We start from the raw sequence: 17,399 nt of genomic DNA, 5'->3' as shown, positions 1-17,399 counted from the left end.
TCCGACTCCTTCGCGTCTCGGGTCAGTCGTGGAGGGGGCCGCGCGCGGCGTCCCCGGGCGGGAGGTACGGGATGAGTGCGACGGTGATGTTGTCCGCGCCGCCCTGGTCCAGGGCGAACCCGGTGAGCAACCGGGCGGCGGCCAACGGCTGTTCCAGCGCGTCCGGGAGCACCATCGCGGCCAGCGTCGGCGCCACCGAAAGGTAGTTCCACAATCCGTCGCTGCACAGCAGCAGCACGCCGGGCCCGGAAGGGCGCACGCTGGTCACCCGGGGCCGCACCTCGCCGGCGTCGGCGCCGAGCCAGGACACGATCGCGTGCGCGCGCCGATCCGCGTACGCCTCGGCCTCGGTCATCGCGCCGAGCGCGATCATCCGGGTCGCCCACGAGTCGTCCTCGGTCAGCAGCGCGGAGGGGGTACGCCGGCCCTGCTCGTCGTCGGCCCCGTCCGACTCGCCGACCGCCCCGCGAGGCAGCGTGCTCGCGCCGGGCAGCGTGTCGTCGCCGTCCGCCGGATCGTCGGCCCCGCTGCCCGGATCGGCCAGCCAGTAGGCGCGGCTGTCGCCCACCCAGCCCACGGTGATCTCGCCGGGCGCCATGATCGCCGAGACCAGGGTGCACGCGGGCGCGTTGCCCTGGTCCTCGGTACCGGGCATCCGGGCCACCGCGCTCGCGGCGGCGGCCACCCCGGCGCTGGTGGCCTTGGCCGGCGCGCACCCCTCGATCAGGGTGGCCGCCATCGTCGCGCACGCGGTCGCGGCCGCGGTCGCCGACGCCTCGTCGGGCCGCGGCGAGGAGGACACCCCGTCGCAGACCACCGCGACCACCCGCTTGCTGCCGTCGGGCATCTCGAACGCCCGCAGCGCGGCGGAGTCCTCGTTGCGTCGGTGGCGCAGGCCCCGGTTGCTCACCATCGCGACCAGGCCGCTCAGGTCGCTCTCCACGTGGTCGCGCGGATTGAACGGCCGCCCGCACGCCTCGCACCAGCCGTCCGAGCCGATGGTGGCGGTGCCACAGGCGGAGCAAACCGGTCCGTGTCCGCTGGGCGTGGGTACCCGCCGCGGCGGCGGACGTTCGGCCACCGGGGTCGGGGGGATGTCCAGGTCGTAGCCGCACGACTCGCAGTAGCGGTCGTCGGCGTCGCCGGCCAGACCGCAGGCCGGACACCCGTCGGGGACGGCCGTCGCGGGCGGCTCGGGCGGCGGGGCGGCCTCGCCCCCGTTCGGGGCGCCCCCGAGCCCGGTCGCGTCCAGTCGTCCATATCCAGCCACTCTGATCACACCCACGTCCACGGTCGCACTTCGTTCGCCCGGTCGACGAGCGCGATGCGCTCCGCATGCGTCGTCACATGCCGGGCCAGATCGCGGTAACACTTTTCCAGGGCGAACCGCAGAGGCTTTTCCTTCAACTCGCTGCCGAGCACCCTCGCGGTTCCATCCGCGCCCCCGGCGCCCGAATTTCCCCCGTTCGCACCCGCCTTCACCCACTCCAGGGCCGTCTCCAACAACTCCACGGCGAGCCGGTCGTGCGCTTCGCCCTCCAGCCGCAGCGCACCGAGCCGATCGGACGCGGTGGTCAGGTCCGGCCCCAGCGGTTCGGCCGCGGCCCGACCGCTGATCCGGGTGCGCAACGCCGCGGTCTGCGCGGCGACATGGTTGGCCGAGGTATCCGGCACGCTCTCCAGGATGCGGACCGCGCCCGCCCGGTCGCCGGTCGCGAGCAGGCAGCGGGCCAGGCCGAAGGCGGCCGAGACGTACGCGTGGTCGGTCGACCAGACGCCGCGATACTCGGCGGCGGCTTCTTGGTGGCGGCCCATCAGCTCGCGGCAGGCGCCCAGCGCGATCCGCGGCGCGGGCTCGCCGGGCAGCGCGCCCCGCACCCCGTCGAAGAACTCGTGGGCGCGCGGGAGATCGTGTTGGGACAGCGCCGCCAGCCCCTCGAACCAGGGCAGTCGCCAGTCGTCGGCGTCGATGTCGGCCAAAAACGCCCGGGCCCGCACCACGTCGCCCTGTTCGATGCACATCCGGACCAGGCGCAGCGTGCCCTCGGCCGAGGAGATGCCCGCGGCGGTGAGCGCGGAGAGCAGTTCGTCGGGGTCGGTGGTGGCGACCGTGGCCAGCAGGTTGGCGGCCGGGTCGAGGGGGTCGACCCGGGGCACCGGCAACGCGCCCGCGATCACCGCCGGATCGGGCGCGGGCGCGAGCAGGCCCGGTTCGGTGTTGCGCGCGGCCACCTCGGCGTGCACCACCCGCGTCTCCGGCCCGAACAGGCCGGACACGCCCGGGCGCGGCTCGCCGGAGCGGATCGCGACCACCTCGCGCAGCACCGCGACGCACTGCTCGGCCATGTCCGCCGCGGAGGCGAAGCGCTGCTCCGGGTCGGGGTGGGTGGCCCGCAGCAACAGGCGGTGGTAGGACTCGAATTCGGTGAACAGCGGCACGTCGGCGGCGGGCGGCAGGGATGCCTTGTACTTGCGGGTGTAACCGGCGAAGTAGAAGCTGAGCACCGCCATCGTGCGACCGATGGTGAACAGGTCGGACTCCACCGACGGTTCGGCCCGCACGGTCTCGATCTCGGGTGCCTGGTAGCCGACCGTGCCGTAGGTGAACTTGCCCGGCCGGGCCAGGTCGGTGACCGCGCCGAGGTCGATCAGCTTGAGCTGGTCCTCGGTCTGGATCACGTTGTCCGGCTTGAAGTCGCAGTAGACCAGGTTCTGTTGGTGCAGGTAGCCGAACGCGGGCAGGATGTCGATTGCGTAGGCGAGGACCTGCTCGACCGGCAGCACGGCCTTGGGGTCGACCTCGCGCATCTGCTTGAGCCGGTCCATCAGCGACAGGCCGCCGACATACTCCATCACCAGGTAGGTCTCGTCCTGGCCGGTGAGCGGGTCGGGGTGCTGCACGACGGTCTGGATGTGCACGATGTTGGCGTGCTGGATCTGGGTGAGGATGCGCTGTTCGGCCAGGGCCGCGGCGCGCGAGTCGGCGTCGTCGCTGCCGAGCAGGCCCTTGAGCACGACCCACATGTTGTGCGCGGCGGTGTCCTGGGCGAGGTAGACCCAGCCGAAGCCGCCGCGGGCGAGGCAGCCGATGATCCGGTACTGGCCGACCATGTCGTCGCGCTGGAGCTTGGGCGCGAAGGAGAACGGCGTGCGGTCGCGCGGGCAAAAGCCGTTGGCCACCCCGGGTCGGCCGCCGCGCCCGCGCCCGACGGGCTGTTCGCACTTGCGGCAAAAGCGCTTCTCCTCCGGGATGACCGGATTGCGGGCCAGCGCGCTCTCGGGGTTGCGGCGCGGCACGTTCGGCATCTCGACCAGACCGCCGCCCAGCCGCCGACTGGTCCCGGTGCTGCCGCGTCGCGAACTGCGCCCGGAGGCGCTGCGCGAGGAGGACGAACCGGCGGTGCCGGCCGTGCCCGACGTACCGGAGGTGCCCGCCGTCCCGGAGACCCCGGACCGCCCGGTCCTCGGGTCGGGCACCGGCGCGCCGGTCGGCAGCGGCTCGTTGCCGCACGCGTTGCAGAAGCCGTCGTCGATCTCGCCCGGGCAAGGCGGGCGATTGCACTTGATCATCTCTGGTCCCCCTTGTCGTCCGGACGATCCTTGCGTTGCGCGGCGATGACCGCCTCCTGATAGCGGGTCACCACCCGTACCGCCACGTCGAGTTCACACGGTGCTCGCCACAACAGCTCCTTGGCGTGGTCGTACAGCGACTCGAGCACGGCCTCCTCGCCGTGTCCGCTGCGCGCGGCCATCGCCCGGTAGGACTGCACGAGGCCGCGCAGTTCGTCCCGCCGGGCCAGTGGCGCGTCGATGTGCCCGCGGGTGGCGGCCAGTCGGTCCCGGGCACCCTGCGCGTCGTTCTCCAGGGCGCTCAACTCGCGCGAGACGCGCACCCAGTCGCCCTGCGCGCCGAGCCCGGAGACGGTGGTCACCCGCTCCCGCAGGCCGGCGGCGCGCAGCGGTACCTCCGGTACCCGCTTGTCGCTGATCCGGGTCAGCACGTGCGCGCGCCGCCGGATCGTGTCGCCCTCCTGGTAGTCCAACTCCTCCAGCACGCCCGCGAGTCGCCGTACCCGCTCCTCGAAGCGGGCCCGGACGATGGTCAGGTGCCGCACCTCGTCGGCGACTCGGCGCAGTTCGGCGTCCAGGGCGTCGACGTCCACGCCGCCGATGCGCCGGTCGTCGCCGGCGGTCAGCGCCAGCGGGTCGCTCGCCACCAGGCTGCGGGCCGTCTCCAGGCGGCGGCGGACCCCGTCCAGGGCGGCGGTCTGCTCCGGCATCGTGTCGGGGCCGCCGAGTTCGGCGATCCCGGCCTCGGCGGCGGCGATGCCCGCGTCGACCCGGTCCAAGGTGGGCACCAGACGGGTCCAGACCGCGTCCGCGGCCTCCACGACCGCGGTCGCCTCGCTCCAGGCCGGCGCCATGTCGGCGACCAGTTCGCCCAGGCTCATCCGGTGTACGTGCATGGCCGGGTCGAGCAGGCCGCGCTGCCCGATCGGCACGTCGCGCGCGGCGAGTTCGGCGGATTGTCCGAGCAGCAGGAAGGACAGCTCCTCCAGCTCGGGCCGTTGCGGCTTGCCGCGCCGTCCACGCAACGTCCGGGCCCGGTCCAAAACCGCGCCGTACGCCTCGCGGTGTCCCCACAGCAGCGCGATCGCCCGGCGGCCGATCTCCCAGCGCTCGGCGGTGCGGCCGGTCAGCGTGCCGCCTTCGAGCAGTTGCCGGCCCGGGTGGCTCTCCAGCTCCATCAGGCCGGCGGTGATGCCGTCGTACTCGCCTTCGTGACGCACGATCAACTCGTCGATCTCGTCGCGGCCGAGCACGCGGGGGGCTCGGTTCACGGGGCGTCCCGATATTCGGCCTCGGGCGGCGCGGGCGTGTCGGCCCCGAGCGAGGTGCCCAGATACTCCCGGTACAGCTCGCCCCATCGTCCGTTGCGGCGCAGTTGTTCGAGCACCGCGTTGACGAACCGGACGAAGTCGCCGCGGTTCTTGGCGATCGCCATGCCGTACGGCTCGAAGGTGAGCTTGTCACCGACCACGACGGTGAAGACGTGGTCCTGTGCCTGGAGCCCGGCCAGGATCGTGTCGTCGGTGGTGACCGCGTCGGCCTGGCCCTGCTGGAGCAGGACCAGGCAGCCCGCCCAGGTGTCGCCCTCGATCACGTTCACCTGCGGGGCCTGTCGGCGCAGCATGCCGATCGAGGTGGAGCCGGGCACCGAGCACACCCGCATGCCGCGCGGCAGGGCGGCCAGTCCGCCCGAGTAGTCGGCGCGGTCGGCGGTGCCGTCGCGTTGCACCAGCAGTCGCTGGCCGGCGCGGAAGTAGACGGAGGAGAACTCGACGCTCTGCCGACGCTCGCAGTTGATCGTCATGGTCTCGGCGACGATGTCCACGTCGCCGCGCGCGATCGCCACGGTGCGGTCCTCGTTGCGCACCACTCGGAACTGGATGCGGTTGGGGCCGGCGTCGCCGAAGATCGCCTTGGCCACCTCGCGGAGCAGGTCGATGTCGAAGCCCCGCAGTGTGTTGCTCCTGGGGTCGACGAAGCCGAACGGGAAGCTGCTCTGGTCGATGCCGGCGATCAGGAAGCCGCGTTTGCGCAGGGTGTCCATGGTGCTGCCGGCGGGCAGCGCGGTGGGGGCGGGCAGCGAGCCGGTGGGGCGCAGGCTGGCCAGCACGTTCGGGCAGGAGGTGTCCGGGCCCGGTGGGGCCTCGGCGGGTGCGCGCGGCGCGCCGGCGGGGGGCGCGGCCGGGTGGGCGAGGTCGCGCTCGGCCGACCCGGCGCCACACCCGGCGACGGTCAGCGCGAGGGCGCACACCAGTGCGGGCAGGGCGATGCGGGTGCTCATGGCCGGTTGTACCTCCCGACCTCGCGACGGACGCCGTCCACGGTCGCGGCGGCGGCGATCAGGGCCAGGACGCCCATGCCGACGCCGAGGCCGCCGAGCGCGTCGCGGCCCTGGCGGACCGAGCGGGCGAAGTCGCCCTGGTCCTCGGTGACCGCGGCGGCCAGCGCCTCGTCGATCCGGGTGAAGGCGGTGCGCGACGCGCCGTCGGCCTTGGTCACCTTGGCGACGGCCTGTTCGAACTGGCCGTTGCCGTAGAGCGTGATGACGTCGTCGTGGGCCTTCTTCCAGTCGGCGGCGGCGGCCCGCGCGGCCTTGACCTTGGCGAGCGTGCCGGCGTCGGAGCGGGTGACCCGCTCGGCGGTGGCCAGCATGCCGGTCACCGCGGGTCGGCCGTCGCGCGCGTCGACGCCGACGAGCCTGCCCCACACCTCGTTGAAGTCGGCCTCGTACTGGCCGTTGTCGCTGCCGCGCATGACCAGGGTCAGGCTCTCGTCGCCGTGTGCCTGCAGGGTCAGGAAGCGGGCCTGGGCCAGCGTCTCGACCGGTCCCCAGCCGTCGCTGCGGCTGCGGTCGAGGTGGTCGCGCGAGTCGCCGGAGGCCGCCCACAACCAGCCGATCGACACCAGGGTGGCCAGGCCCGCGATCAGCAGGCCGATGTTGATCCGGCGGTGGGTGCGCCGGGCGAAGAACCACAGCGCCCCGGCGCAGGCCGCGAGGGAGAGCAGAAGCAGCGACAGCGGTGTCCACGGGGTCGAGGTCGCGTCGCGGTGGTCGCCCGCGAGGCGCTTTTCGGCGATGTCGTGCAGGGCGGTGGCGGCGGGCAGGATCTTGGCCCGCATCACGTTCTTGGAGGCCGAGCGCAGGTAGGCGGCGCCGACGGTGTTGCCCTGCCGGGTCTCCGCCCGGGCCCGCTCGACCAGGCGCGCGTATTCGGGCAACTGCACGCCGATCACCGCGAGTTTGTCGGCCACCTCGCCGGAGGCGCCCGCGGCGGTGGCCTCGATCAGCTTGCGCGACGCGGTCTCGATCGCCTGCTGGTAGCGCTCGCGCACGTCCACCGATTCGACGCCGCCTTCGAGCAGTCCGGCCGCCGCCGTCGCGTCGGCGTCGGCGAGCGCCCGGTAGATGTCCTGGGTCTTGACCCCGAGTGGTTCGCTGCCGGTGGCCACCGCCTTGGCCGCGTCGGCGCGTTGGCCCACCGCCAGGACCGCGAACAGTCCGGCGAGCAGGCTGATCAGGACCAGGGCCACGCCCGTGACGAGCATCAGCCCCGGGGTGGTGTTGCCGACCCGAATCAGCCGGCCCGCGGATATCCGGCGGGGCCTGAACGCACGGGGAGAACGGCCCGCCGCCCGTGCGGGCGTCCCCGGACCCGGTGCTTGCGAAATCGGAACGGCTGCCGCCAACGCCTTGCCTCCCCCACTGTCGCGTGTGCCCCCTGCCGGTCGACCCGACACACCCTGCCGTCTTCGTCGAACGCCGAACATCGACCGCCGAGGTGCCCGGTGAACGCCGTCACCCAGAAGTTATCGCGAGCGTGTCACGGCTCCCGATGGTCTTCCCTCGTTCTCCCCACAAGACCCCTCAGGGCCAGGACACTACCGCTGCCGGCGGCCCACGTGAGCGCGAGACCGGTTCCGATCGGCCGGGCGGCCGGGCGGCGGATCAGCCCGCTGCCGGCGGTGCCGGCGGCGTGTGCGCGCGATGCCGGCGCCCCGAGTGACTCTGGGATCCATACACGGCGAGCCCCGTCGATCCGTCGACGAGCGCCCGCCGGACGAATGCGACGGATACCTACGGGGAGCAACCCATGACATACGCGATCGAGACCGAGGGCTTGGTCAAGCGGTACGGCGACACCACCGCGTTGGCCGGGATCGATCTGCGGTCCGAGGCGGGCACCGTGCTGGGCCTGCTCGGCCCCAACGGCGCGGGCAAGACCACGATGGTGCGGGCGCTGGCCACGTTGATCAAACCGGACGCCGGCATCGCCCGGGTCGGCGGGTTCGACACGGTGCGCCAGGCGCACGAGGTACGCCGGCTGATCGGGCTGACCGGGCAGTACGCGTCGGTGGACGAGGAGATGACCGGGTTCGAGAACCTGCTGCTGCTCGGCCGACTGCTCGACCTGCCCCGTGCCGAGGCGAAGGCGCGGGCGCGCGAACTGCTCGCCCGGTTCGACCTGACCGAGGCGGGCGGGCGCAGCCCCGACACGTATTCGGGCGGTATGCGGCGCCGCCTCGACCTGGCCGCCTCGCTGGTCGGGCGCCCGTCCTTCCTCTACCTGGACGAGCCGACCACCGGCCTGGACCCGCGCAGCCGCGGCGACGTGTGGCAGATGATCCGCGACCTGGTCCGCGACGAGGGCGTGACCGTGCTGCTGACCACGCAGTATCTGGACGAGGCCGATCACCTGGCGAACGACATCGTGGTGATCGACCACGGCCGGGTGATCGCGAGCGGCACCTCCGACGAGCTCAAGGCGCAGATCGGCGGCCGGAGCCTGGAGGTGCGCCCGGTCGACCCGAGTCGACTGCCCGACGTGGTCGAGCTGTTGCGCGAACTCGCCGGCCGGGAGCCGTTCGTGGAGCACGAGCGCGGTCAGGTCACCGTCGCGGTGAGCGACGAGGACGTGCTGCCGGTGGTGGTGCGTCGGCTCGACGAGGCGGGCATCCGGGTCAACGAGTTCACCCTGCAACTGCCCAGTCTGGACGAGGTGTTCCTGACCATCACCGGGCACCGCAGCCAGGACTCGGGCGAACAGGACGACGACGCGGACCCGAAGAGGAAGGCCGCGTGAACCGACTCCCGGACCGTTACGGCACACGTGTGATGCCGATGCTCGCCCTGCTCCTCACGATCGTCTCCCACCTGGCCCTCATCCCTGGAGCCTCCCGATGACCACGACCACCGTCCGCCCGGCCGACAAGAGCGCCGCCCCGCCTCCCGCCCACGGCACGCCCGGGGCACATCGCAACGACCCGAGCGCCGTGGTGCGGCACACGCTCACCCTCACCTGGCGCAGCCTGGTGAAGTTGAAGAAGCAGAGCGAGCAGCTGATCGATCTGACGCTGCAGCCGATCCTGTTCATCGTGATGTTCGTGTACCTGTTCGGCGGCGCGATCGAGGGCAGCACGCACGACTATCTGCAGTTCGTACTGCCCGGCATCATGGTGCAGACCGTGGTGTTCGCGTCGGTGGGCACCGGTGTCGGGTTGTGCACCGACATGTCCACGGGTGTGTTCGACCGGTTCCGCAGCCTGCCGATATCGCGTCTCGCGCCGCTCGCCGGCACCGTGCTCGGCGACGTGTTGCGCTTCTTCGTCGCCATCACGTCGGTGTTCGTGTTCGGCACCATCATCGGTTTCCGGTTCCAGACCAATGTGCTCGCGGTGGCGGCCGCGGTCGGTCTGGTCCTGGTTTTCGCGTTCGCGTTCTGCTGGGTCGTGGCGCTGCTCGGGGTGAGCATGAAGCAGCCGCGCACCGTGCAGGGCGTCTCGTTCCTGATGATGTTTCCGCTGACCTTCGGGTCGAACCTGTTCGCCAAGACCTCGACCATGCCGGGCTGGTTGCAGGCGTGGGTGAAGGTCAATCCGGTCACCGCGGTCACCAACGCCTCGCGCGGGCTGTTGACCGGGGGGCCGGTGGCGCACCACGCGATCGTGGCGCTGCTGTGGGCGCTGGGTCTGATGCTGGTGTTCATTCCGCTGACGGTGCGTCAGTACAACCGGCGGGCCTGACCTGCCGCTCCTGGCTCGACCACCCGTCGCCCGCCACCCACAGCGGTGGCGGCGCGACGGGCAGGTCGGCCGTCACCAGGGAGACCACCTCTTCCCGGGTCATCGCCGTGCCGATGGCCCGGGCCCGGTCGTACTCCTCCACGCTCATCCGCTCCAGGATCCGCCCGGCCACCCGGTCCGCGTCGACGTCGCCCAGATCGGGATGGCCGCGCACCACCTGCGCCCCGCCGAGCAGGATCGCGGCCTGCTCCGGATCGCCGCTGAGCAGCGCCAGCGCGGAGAATCCCTCGACGCAGCCCGCCAGGATCGGCATGTCCTGGCTCTCCAACGCGAACGGCAGCCCGGTCCGCAGGTCGGCGCGCGCCGCCGCCACGTCGCCTCGCGCACAGGCCACGTGCGCCCGGCCGACGTACAGGCTGCAGATGAACTGCGGCGGCAACTGCCGCAGTCGCGGCGCCGGCGGCAGCGCCGCGATGACCTCGTCGTAGCGTCCTCCCGCCTCGTCGAAGTCCCCGACGAAGCGGGCGAGTTCGGCCAGGCCCAGGGTGGTGCCCAGGCCGGTGGTGAGCGAGGCGCCGGGTGCGCCCGGCCGGCGCGAGATGTCCTCCATCACCTGCCGGGCGAGGGCGATGTGGCCGGCCCGCGCGTGAATCATCCCGCGACGCACCATCAGTTGCGGGATCTCGTCCTCGGCCTGGAGCGCGCCCAGCAGGCCCAGCGCCTCGTCCACGGCGGCCAGCGCCGCGTCGTAGTCGGCCATGTACATCAACAGTTCGGCCAGTCCCGAGATCGCCGAGGCCCGGCCCCAGCGGTCCCCGATCGCCGCGAACCGATCCCGGGCGTCGGTCAGGAAGGTCACCGCCTCCTTGGGGCTGCCCAGGTTGACCGCGAAGTGTCCGCGCATGAGCCGGGCCATGGCCTGGACCCACGGGTCGTCGATCTCGTCCGCGTCCTGCAACGCGGCCCGCAGAGCCGCCTGGTCGGTGCGGATGACGGACGCCAACAGCTCCATGAAGACCGGCAGTTCGGGCACCTCGTCGGGTTCGAGCCGACGGGTGATCAGCCGGGCCCCGGCGTAGGAGCGCAGCGCGTTGCCCCGCTCTCCCGCGGAGAAGGAGTGCAGCGCGTGGAAGGCGAGCGCGGCGGCCCGGCGGGCCCGCGGCACGGGGCCGGGCAGGGCGAGCGCCTCGTGGCCCCAGGAGTACGCCTCGGCGTGGGTGCCGCGCATCGCCCAGTACCAGGAGAGCGCGTCGACCAACCGGGTCGCCAGCCAGGCGTCGGCGTGGTCGACGGCGTAGCGCAGCAGGAGCGCGAGGTTGTCGTGCTCGGCGGTGATCCGGTTGATCGCCTCGATCTGTCCCGGGCCGCGCAGCCGGGCGCCGGCCGCCTCGACGTAGTCGATGAACCAGCGCGCGTGCCGCTCGGAGGTCGCCTCGGCCTCGCCCGCCTCGGCCAGTTTCTCGCTCGCGTACGCCTGGATGGTCTCCAGGAGCCGGTAGCGGGTCTCGGTGCTGCCGATCACGTCCACCAGCGACTTGTCCACCAGTCCGGCGAGCAGGTCGAGTACGTCGGCGGGGTCGAAGTCGTCGCCGGGCAGCACCGCCTCGGCGGCCTCCAGGGTGGTGCCGCCGGCGAACACCGACAACCGGCGCAGCGCGGTGCGTTCGCGCTCCTCCAGCAGATCCCAGCTCCACTCGACCACCGCGCGCAGCGTCTGGTGGCGGGGCAGCGCGGTACGGCTGCCGCCGGTGAGCAGCCGGAAGCGGTCGTCGAGGCGATGCGCGATCTGCGCGGGGGTGAGCGAGCGGGTGCGGGCGGCGGCCAGTTCGATGGCCAGCGGCTGGCCGTCGAGCCGGCGGCAGATCTCGCCGACCGCGCCGATCGTGTCGGCGTCGACGGCCAGACCCGGCCGCACCGCGCGGGCCCGGTCGGCGAACAGCCGCACCGAGGCGTAGCCCAGCGCGTCGGCGGCGTCGACGCCGACCGGCGGCAGGGCCAGCGGGCCCAGCGGATACAACATCTCGCCGTCGATGCCCAGCGGCTCGCGGCTGGTGGTGAGGATGCGCAGCGACGGCGCGCGGGCGAGCAGTCGGCCGGCGAAGCTCGCGGCGGCGGCGATCAGGTGCTCGCAGTTGTCCAGGATCAACAGACTGGGCGGGCCGGTGAACGCGTCGACGATCCGGTCGACCAAATCGCGCGCACCGGCCAGATGCGGGTCGAGCAGGCCCACCTCGCGGCGGCCCAGCGCCCCCAGGACCGCCTGCGGTACATCCAACGGGTCGAGTACGGGGGCGAGTTCGACGAACCAGATGCCGCCGTCCACGCCCACGCCGCGGGTCGCGATCCGGCTGCCGGCCTCGGTGCTCAGTCGGGTCTTGCCCGCGCCGCCGGGGCCGACGACGGTGACCAGGCGCGATTGGCCGAGGAGCCGGTCGACCCGATCCACCTCGTCCTCGCGGCCGACGAAGGTGGTCAGCCGGGCGGGCAGATTGCCCGGGGCCGGGCGGACGGCGACCGGCGGGGCGGGCGCGGGCGACCCGGAGGCGGCGGGCGCGGGCGCCGGCGCGGGCCGCGAATCGCCACCACGCAGCACGGCCAGGTACGCGGCCTCCAGATCGGGCGAGGGATCGATGCCGAGCTCGTCCGCCAGCCGCTCGCGCAGGTCCTGATACAGCGTCAGCGCGTCCGCCCGGCGGCCCTCCTCGTGCAGCGTGCGGATCAGCAGGCCGTACAGCCGCTCGCGCAGCGGATGCTCGCGGGTGAGCTGCTCCAACTCGGCGGCCAACCCCTGGCTGCGGCCCAGGATCAGCTGCGCCTGGACCCGGTCCTCGATCGCGCCCAACCGCTGCTCGGCCAGCCGCGCCGCGGGCCCCAGCGCGAAGCCCGCGTCGGCGGCGTCCACCAGGGCCGGGCCGCGCCACATCGCGAGCGCGCGCGTGAGCGTCTCGGCCGCGCCGGCCGGGTCGCGCTCGTCGAGTTGCCGGCGTCCTCGCACCGCCAGCTCGGCGAACACGTGCGCGTCCAGGTCGTCGGGGCGGATGTCGAGCCGATAGCCGGCCGGCCCCGAGTCGAGCCCGACGGGCAGTTGCCGGCGCAGTCGGGAGATCAGCGACTGCAACGCGTTTCCCGCACCGGAAGGGGGGTCCTCACCCCACACGGCCGTGATCAACCGGTCGGCGGAGACCGGTCTGCCGGGGTCGAGGGACAGGCGGATCAGCAGCGCGCGCAGGCGCGCGCCGCCGATCGTCACGGATCGACCGTCGTCGTCCCACGCCTGGAGCGGGCCAAGCACCGAGATGTACACCCCACCACTCTTCCACCCCGACGGGTCGCCCGGGGGTGTCGGCCGGCGGCGCGCGGAGCGCGGTGGGGGTCGGCGACGGGGAGTTGCGCATTGGGAGCGCCCCGGGGCACGGGAACCCGGGACGATCATCTGGAGAATTCACTCGTTCGTGGGATTAATTCCCACTCGTGGGAGTGAGCGCCCCGAACAAATCAACCGTTCGGTATCGGATCGGATCCGACTCAGGCGCCGATACGACCGATAAACGTTTGCCACGCACCGGATTCCAGTTCGAGGACCGGACCGGCGGCAACTTTCGAGTCGCGCACCAGGACGGCGTTGGTGTCGGGGGCCGTCTCGACGCAATTGCTGGTGGCCCCGCTGTAGGTGCTGCGCCGCCAGGCGTGGCCGGTCGCAACCTCGTGACCTGCGATTTTCCCACCGGAGTGGGAATCGATCGCAGCCTCTTGGGAAACGGACGGGAAATGCGATCCCTGCTTTGTGTTGCTCAAGACAATTCCTTTGCTGTGAGCTCGATCATGGACAAGGATTCACCGTACGACAGTGCGGTCGCGCGGATGTCCTCAAACATCCGCTCATAGACACTGACGTGTTCGGGCTCCTCGAGATAGAGGCTACTCGTATGCGTGTCGAGGACGACGACATCCAGATCGGAAAGTTCGGGGAATCCGATGATCGCGAATGAACCCTCGATCGCGGGGTGTGCGCCGGCGGCGAACGGAAGGATCTGCAACCGCACGTGCGGCCGGGCCGCGGCGGCCATCAGATGCTCCAGTTGGGCCCGCATCGTCTCCCGCCCGCCCACCACCGTGCGCAGCACCGACTCGGAGATCACCACGCTGAGCCGAAACGTCGCCTCGCCCTGCGCGCCGACCCGGTCGAGCACCGCCTGCCGCTCCTGACGCACCCGCACCAGCATGTCCACCTCCTCGGCCGGCATGTCGTCGCGGACCGCCGCGATCACCGCCCGCACGTAGTCGGGCGTCTGCAACAGGCCCGGAATGAGCGAGAGTTCAAAGCCACGCATACCCGAAGACTCGGCCTCCAGGCTGAGCAACTCGGCGTAGGAGCTGGGCAGGATCGACGAATAGCTGTGCCACCAGCCGCGCTTCTTGGCCTCGCGGGCCAGGGTGAGCAACGAATCCCGCTCCCGCTCGTCCGCGACCTCGTACAGGTCGAGGAGGATTCGCAGGTCCACCGGTCGTACCCCGCTGCGCCCCAACTCGATCCGACTGACCTTGGAATCCGAGCACTCCAGACGTACGGCGACGTCTTCGAGGCTCAGGCCGCGCGCTTCGCGCAACCGGCGCAGCTCGGTCCCGAGTCTGCGCTGCCGAACGGTCGGATTGGGCGCCATGGCCACGCCGCACCTCCATGTACACGCTGTTGACGCACCGAAGCGGAACGTCGGCGCGTCCGATCGGGGGACAGTGTGCCCTACTGGGCGTGGAAGTGTGGTTACTACCGGAATCTTCCCGTGCATCCAAGAGTGGGAGTTGCACACTCGTTGTCGGCCGGGCACGCTCCATGCCGGTCATGACTTACTGTTGTCCACGGGTCGCTCTGGGTGCATGTTCCGGATCGTGCGACCCCCTGCCGCACGTCCGGAGGTCGACATGCCGGTGATGGCGGAGGACGTCCGTCACTATTGCGTTCAGCTGGCCGCCTCGGCACCGGCGGTGGGCCGTGCCCGCCGGACCACCGGCAAGGTCCTGCACGACTGGGGCCTGGCCGAATTGGTCGACGTGGCAGAGGTGTTGCTGACCGAACTGCTGACCAACGTGCTCGTGCACGTCGGTCCCGGCGCCTGGCACGCGCTCACCCTGCTGCACGACGGCGACCTGCTGCGGGTCGAGGTGCGCGACTCGTCGCCGCGCATGCCGATCGCCCGGGTCGGCGCCTGGGACGAGGAGTCGGGCCGGGGACTGCGGATGATCGACGGCCTGGCGCACGCGTGGGGCGCCGACCGGCTCCCGCCGGGGAAGGTGGTGTGGTTCACCCTGCCCGACGCGCCATAGCCGCGCACCGGCCCGGACCCGCTCAGCGGGCGGTCGATCCGGCGACCGCGAGCAGGCACTCCTCGGCGAAGGTCAACACCCGCAGGTGATAGGCGCGCGCGGCGTGGTGGAGGCTGATGTTGTGTCCCACGCCGCGCTGGGTGTACGTCTCCACCGTGCGCGCCCGGCGCAGCGACTCCCGTGCCAGAGCCGGTACTTCGGGTCCCGACGGGTGGGACCGCTCGAACTCGGCGACGGTCCAGTGCACCGCCGGCGTCACCCTCGCGAGCACGTCCGGCAGCGTGTTCGGGCTCTCCCGCACATCCACGAACTCGGCCATCGGCACCGGCGCCACCACCCGACCCGCCCGGGTCAACAGCGCGGGATCGTAGGATCCCGGCGGCCCGAAGAAGGCGTCCGGGGCGGCGCCTCCGGTCGAAGGGACGAAGTCGCCCTCTGTGGGGACGGCGGCGAACTCGGCGAGCCGGGCCGGGGTGTACCGCAGCGGCACGCCCGCGACGGCCAGGCCGAGCAGATCGTGGCCACGCTTGTCGGCGCCCATGCGCAGCGCCAGGACCGCGCCCATCGAGTGCGCGACGACGAACACGGGCAGGCGCGCGGGCGCGGCGGGGTCGTCGGCCGACGGGTCGGGGTCGCCGCCGGGGACGTCTCCGGGATCCGGCGCCGTGTCGAGCGCCCCCGTCGTCAGCTCCTCGACGAGGGCGAACAGGGCGTCCGCCTGCGCGTCGAGTCCCTGACGGGCCCGGTCCAGCCCCGCGGACGCGCCGTACCCGGGGCGGTCGATCGCCAGCACGGTCCAGCCGAGCGCCGCGCCGAGCAGCAGGAGCGAGCCGTCGGGGGCGTCGTCGCGATGCCAATAGGCGGCGCGGGAGCCGCCGCCGTGGATCGCCAGGAGCAACCCGCGCGGGCGGACGCCGGCCTCGGGTCGGGCGAGCAGACCCGACAGGGTCGTACCCGCGATGTCATAGCCAACGTTCTCGACCCGGCCGGGCATGGTGCTGACCTCCACGTGCGATTGCCCCCCGATGACACCACATCGCCTCGCCGGACATTGACGGGGTATCACCCCCGACCAACAATGTAACGGTGTAACAGAGACGAGGTCGGAGCACGGACGCCCACCCGTCGCGGATATTCACCCCTACGGGACAACGGAGTCACCCTTGAAGCACCAGGACGTGGTCGCCACCGGGCGGCGCATCATCGAGCACATCACCCACCGCACGCTCGACCTCGGCGCGGCCCCCGTCGTCCTGGACGGCTCGGCCTTCACCGATCCGGTCCGACACGCCCGCGAGCGTGAGGTGTTGTTCCGACGCACGCCGCAGGTGATCGGGTGGGCGGGCGAGGTCGCCGAACCGGGCGACTTCATCGCGCGCGACGTGGACGGCGTGCCGGTCCTGGTCACCCGCGACCGGGACGGCGAGCTGCACGCGTTCCTGGACGCGTGCACCCACCGGGGGATGCGGGTCAGCCGGGACACGCCCGAAACGGAGGGGCTGTCCGGGACCGGGTGCGGCAGCGCGCAGCGGTTCCGCTGCGGCTACCACGGGTGGACGTTCGGCAACGGCGGCGAACTCACCGGCCTGCCATCGCGTCCGCAGTTCCCCGGCATCGACCCGAAGCGGTTCGGGCTGCGCCGGCTCCCGGTCGCGCTGTCCGCGGGCCTGGTCGTGGTCGGCCTGCGGCCGGAGGTCGAGGTGACCGGCGCGCTGGACGAACTGGCCGACGCCTACGCCGGTTTCCCCTACGACCGGACCCGGGCGGTGGTGAGCGAGCGGTTCGAACTCGACTGCAACTGGAAGCTCACCGTCGACGTCAACGTCGAGGCCTACCACGTACCGTTCCTGCACACCGCGACCATCGACGGCATCGTGCTCAACCACGGCATCGTCGACACGTGGGGACCGCACACCCGCTTCGCGGTGCCGATCGTCGGCTTCGAGCAGCTGGCCGAGGTGCCCGAGGAGTCCTGGCCCGCGCGGTTGCCGATGGTCAACGTGCAGACCGTGCTGCCCTCGACCGTGCTGATCGAGAGCCCGCTGAGCACCACGATGTTGCGGATCTACCCGGGCGATCGGCCGAACCGGTCGGTCGTGCACATGACCGAGGGCACCTGGGAGCCGCTCGGCGAGCAGAGCATCGCCACCGCCAGGGCCAACCACGAGACCAACAAGCGGGTGCTGGTCACCGAGGACTTCCCGGGGGCCGAGTCCTGCCAGCGCGGGTTCGACGGGGGGCTGCCGACGATGGTCGTGGGCATGGGCGAGTCGGCGGTGGCGCACTGGCACCGGGTGTGGGACGACACGCTCGCCACGGCCGGGGACTGACGGCTCGGGACGGGACGGGACGGGCGGGGCGGCCGGCAGAGCACCGGACGCGGCGGCGGACGGAGCGGACGGGGCAGCGGGCGGGACTCCGGGCGCCGTCGGGTTATGATCGTCTCGCTCGCGAAACGCTGTGCGGTTCGCGAAGGAGGCGCCTTT

The 17,399-nt window shown here is 72.3% G+C and carries 13 protein-coding genes; 4 read left to right on the top strand and 9 right to left on the bottom strand.

Features of this window, described 5'->3' with window-relative positions; genetic code table 11:
* Positions 1-22: 22 nt before the first annotated feature.
* Genes ACWGR4_RS00770 through ACWGR4_RS00750 form a run of 5 tightly spaced genes read right to left on the bottom strand, consistent with a single transcriptional unit; the run spans position 23 to position 7,116 of the window.
* A complete protein-coding gene (locus tag ACWGR4_RS00770) occupies positions 23-1,279 on the bottom strand; it encodes a PP2C family protein-serine/threonine phosphatase (RefSeq protein WP_452134160.1) in 1,257 nt (418 codons plus the stop codon).
* Positions 1,276-3,570 carry a serine/threonine-protein kinase gene (locus tag ACWGR4_RS00765; RefSeq protein WP_379996467.1) on the bottom strand — a complete coding sequence of 765 codons (2,295 nt, stop codon included), beginning with the start codon at positions 3,568-3,570 and terminating at the stop codon, positions 1,276-1,278. The genes ACWGR4_RS00770 and ACWGR4_RS00765 overlap by 4 nt, the downstream gene beginning before the upstream one ends.
* The gene (locus tag ACWGR4_RS00760; protein WP_452130147.1) at positions 3,567-4,841 is read right to left on the bottom strand and encodes a hypothetical protein; all 1,275 of its coding nucleotides are present in this window, start codon (positions 4,839-4,841) and stop codon (positions 3,567-3,569) included. The genes ACWGR4_RS00765 and ACWGR4_RS00760 overlap by 4 nt, the downstream gene beginning before the upstream one ends.
* Positions 4,838-5,851, bottom strand: a complete 1,014-nt coding sequence (locus ACWGR4_RS00755; RefSeq protein WP_379996463.1) for a glutamate ABC transporter substrate-binding protein — start codon at positions 5,849-5,851, stop codon at positions 4,838-4,840. Before ACWGR4_RS00755 ends, ACWGR4_RS00760 begins: the two co-directional genes overlap by 4 nt.
* Positions 5,848-7,116, bottom strand: a complete 1,269-nt coding sequence (locus tag ACWGR4_RS00750) for a hypothetical protein (RefSeq protein ID WP_452130146.1) — start codon at positions 7,114-7,116, stop codon at positions 5,848-5,850. The genes ACWGR4_RS00755 and ACWGR4_RS00750 overlap by 4 nt, the downstream gene beginning before the upstream one ends.
* Before the next feature lie 545 nt (positions 7,117-7,661).
* On the opposite strand from ACWGR4_RS00750, the gene ACWGR4_RS00745 reads away from it, so the two are divergent.
* Together ACWGR4_RS00745 and ACWGR4_RS00740 are read left to right on the top strand one after the other, a co-directional pair.
* Positions 7,662-8,651: an ATP-binding cassette domain-containing protein gene (locus tag ACWGR4_RS00745; protein WP_452130145.1), complete on the top strand. Its 990-nt coding sequence runs from the start codon at positions 7,662-7,664 to the stop codon at positions 8,649-8,651.
* A gap of 97 nt (positions 8,652-8,748) precedes the next feature.
* Entirely contained in the window at positions 8,749-9,591 is an 843-nt protein-coding gene (locus tag ACWGR4_RS00740) for an ABC transporter permease (RefSeq protein ID WP_452130144.1), read from the top strand.
* Here ACWGR4_RS00740 and ACWGR4_RS00735 read toward each other — a convergent pair.
* The 3 genes from ACWGR4_RS00735 to ACWGR4_RS00725 all read right to left on the bottom strand — a co-directional run bounded on the left by ACWGR4_RS00735 (position 9,551) and on the right by ACWGR4_RS00725 (position 14,252).
* Complete coding sequence (locus ACWGR4_RS00735) at positions 9,551-12,895, bottom strand: AfsR/SARP family transcriptional regulator (RefSeq protein WP_452130143.1); 3,345 nt, start codon at positions 12,893-12,895, stop codon at positions 9,551-9,553. The genes ACWGR4_RS00740 and ACWGR4_RS00735 overlap by 41 nt on opposite strands.
* Before the next feature lie 221 nt (positions 12,896-13,116).
* Positions 13,117-13,386, bottom strand: coding sequence for a DUF397 domain-containing protein (locus ACWGR4_RS00730; RefSeq protein ID WP_452130142.1), 270 nt, complete (start codon positions 13,384-13,386; stop codon positions 13,117-13,119).
* Entirely contained in the window at positions 13,383-14,252 is an 870-nt protein-coding gene (locus tag ACWGR4_RS00725) for a helix-turn-helix domain-containing protein (protein WP_379996451.1), read from the bottom strand. Before ACWGR4_RS00725 ends, ACWGR4_RS00730 begins: the two co-directional genes overlap by 4 nt.
* 226 nt (positions 14,253-14,478) lie before the next feature.
* Between ACWGR4_RS00725 and ACWGR4_RS00720 the strand changes: the two genes are divergently transcribed.
* Positions 14,479-14,913 (top strand): ATP-binding protein, encoded by a 435-nt coding sequence (locus ACWGR4_RS00720; protein ID WP_452130141.1) that lies wholly within the window; start codon positions 14,479-14,481, stop codon positions 14,911-14,913.
* Between the two features lie 22 nt (positions 14,914-14,935).
* On the opposite strand, the gene ACWGR4_RS00715 is transcribed toward ACWGR4_RS00720, so the two are convergent.
* A complete protein-coding gene (locus ACWGR4_RS00715) occupies positions 14,936-15,922 on the bottom strand; it encodes an alpha/beta hydrolase (RefSeq protein WP_452130140.1) in 987 nt (328 codons plus the stop codon).
* A gap of 154 nt (positions 15,923-16,076) precedes the next feature.
* Between ACWGR4_RS00715 and ACWGR4_RS00710 the strand changes: the two genes are divergently transcribed.
* Positions 16,077-17,243 carry an aromatic ring-hydroxylating oxygenase subunit alpha gene (locus tag ACWGR4_RS00710; protein ID WP_379996445.1) on the top strand — a complete coding sequence of 389 codons (1,167 nt, stop codon included), beginning with the start codon at positions 16,077-16,079 and terminating at the stop codon, positions 17,241-17,243.
* The last annotated feature ends 156 nt before the right edge of the window (positions 17,244-17,399 follow it).

The sequence above is a fragment of the Embleya sp. NPDC055664 genome, from assembly GCF_053618075.1.
Note: the sequence above shows the minus strand (reverse complement) of the source record. Positions and strands in the feature narration are given on the sequence as shown.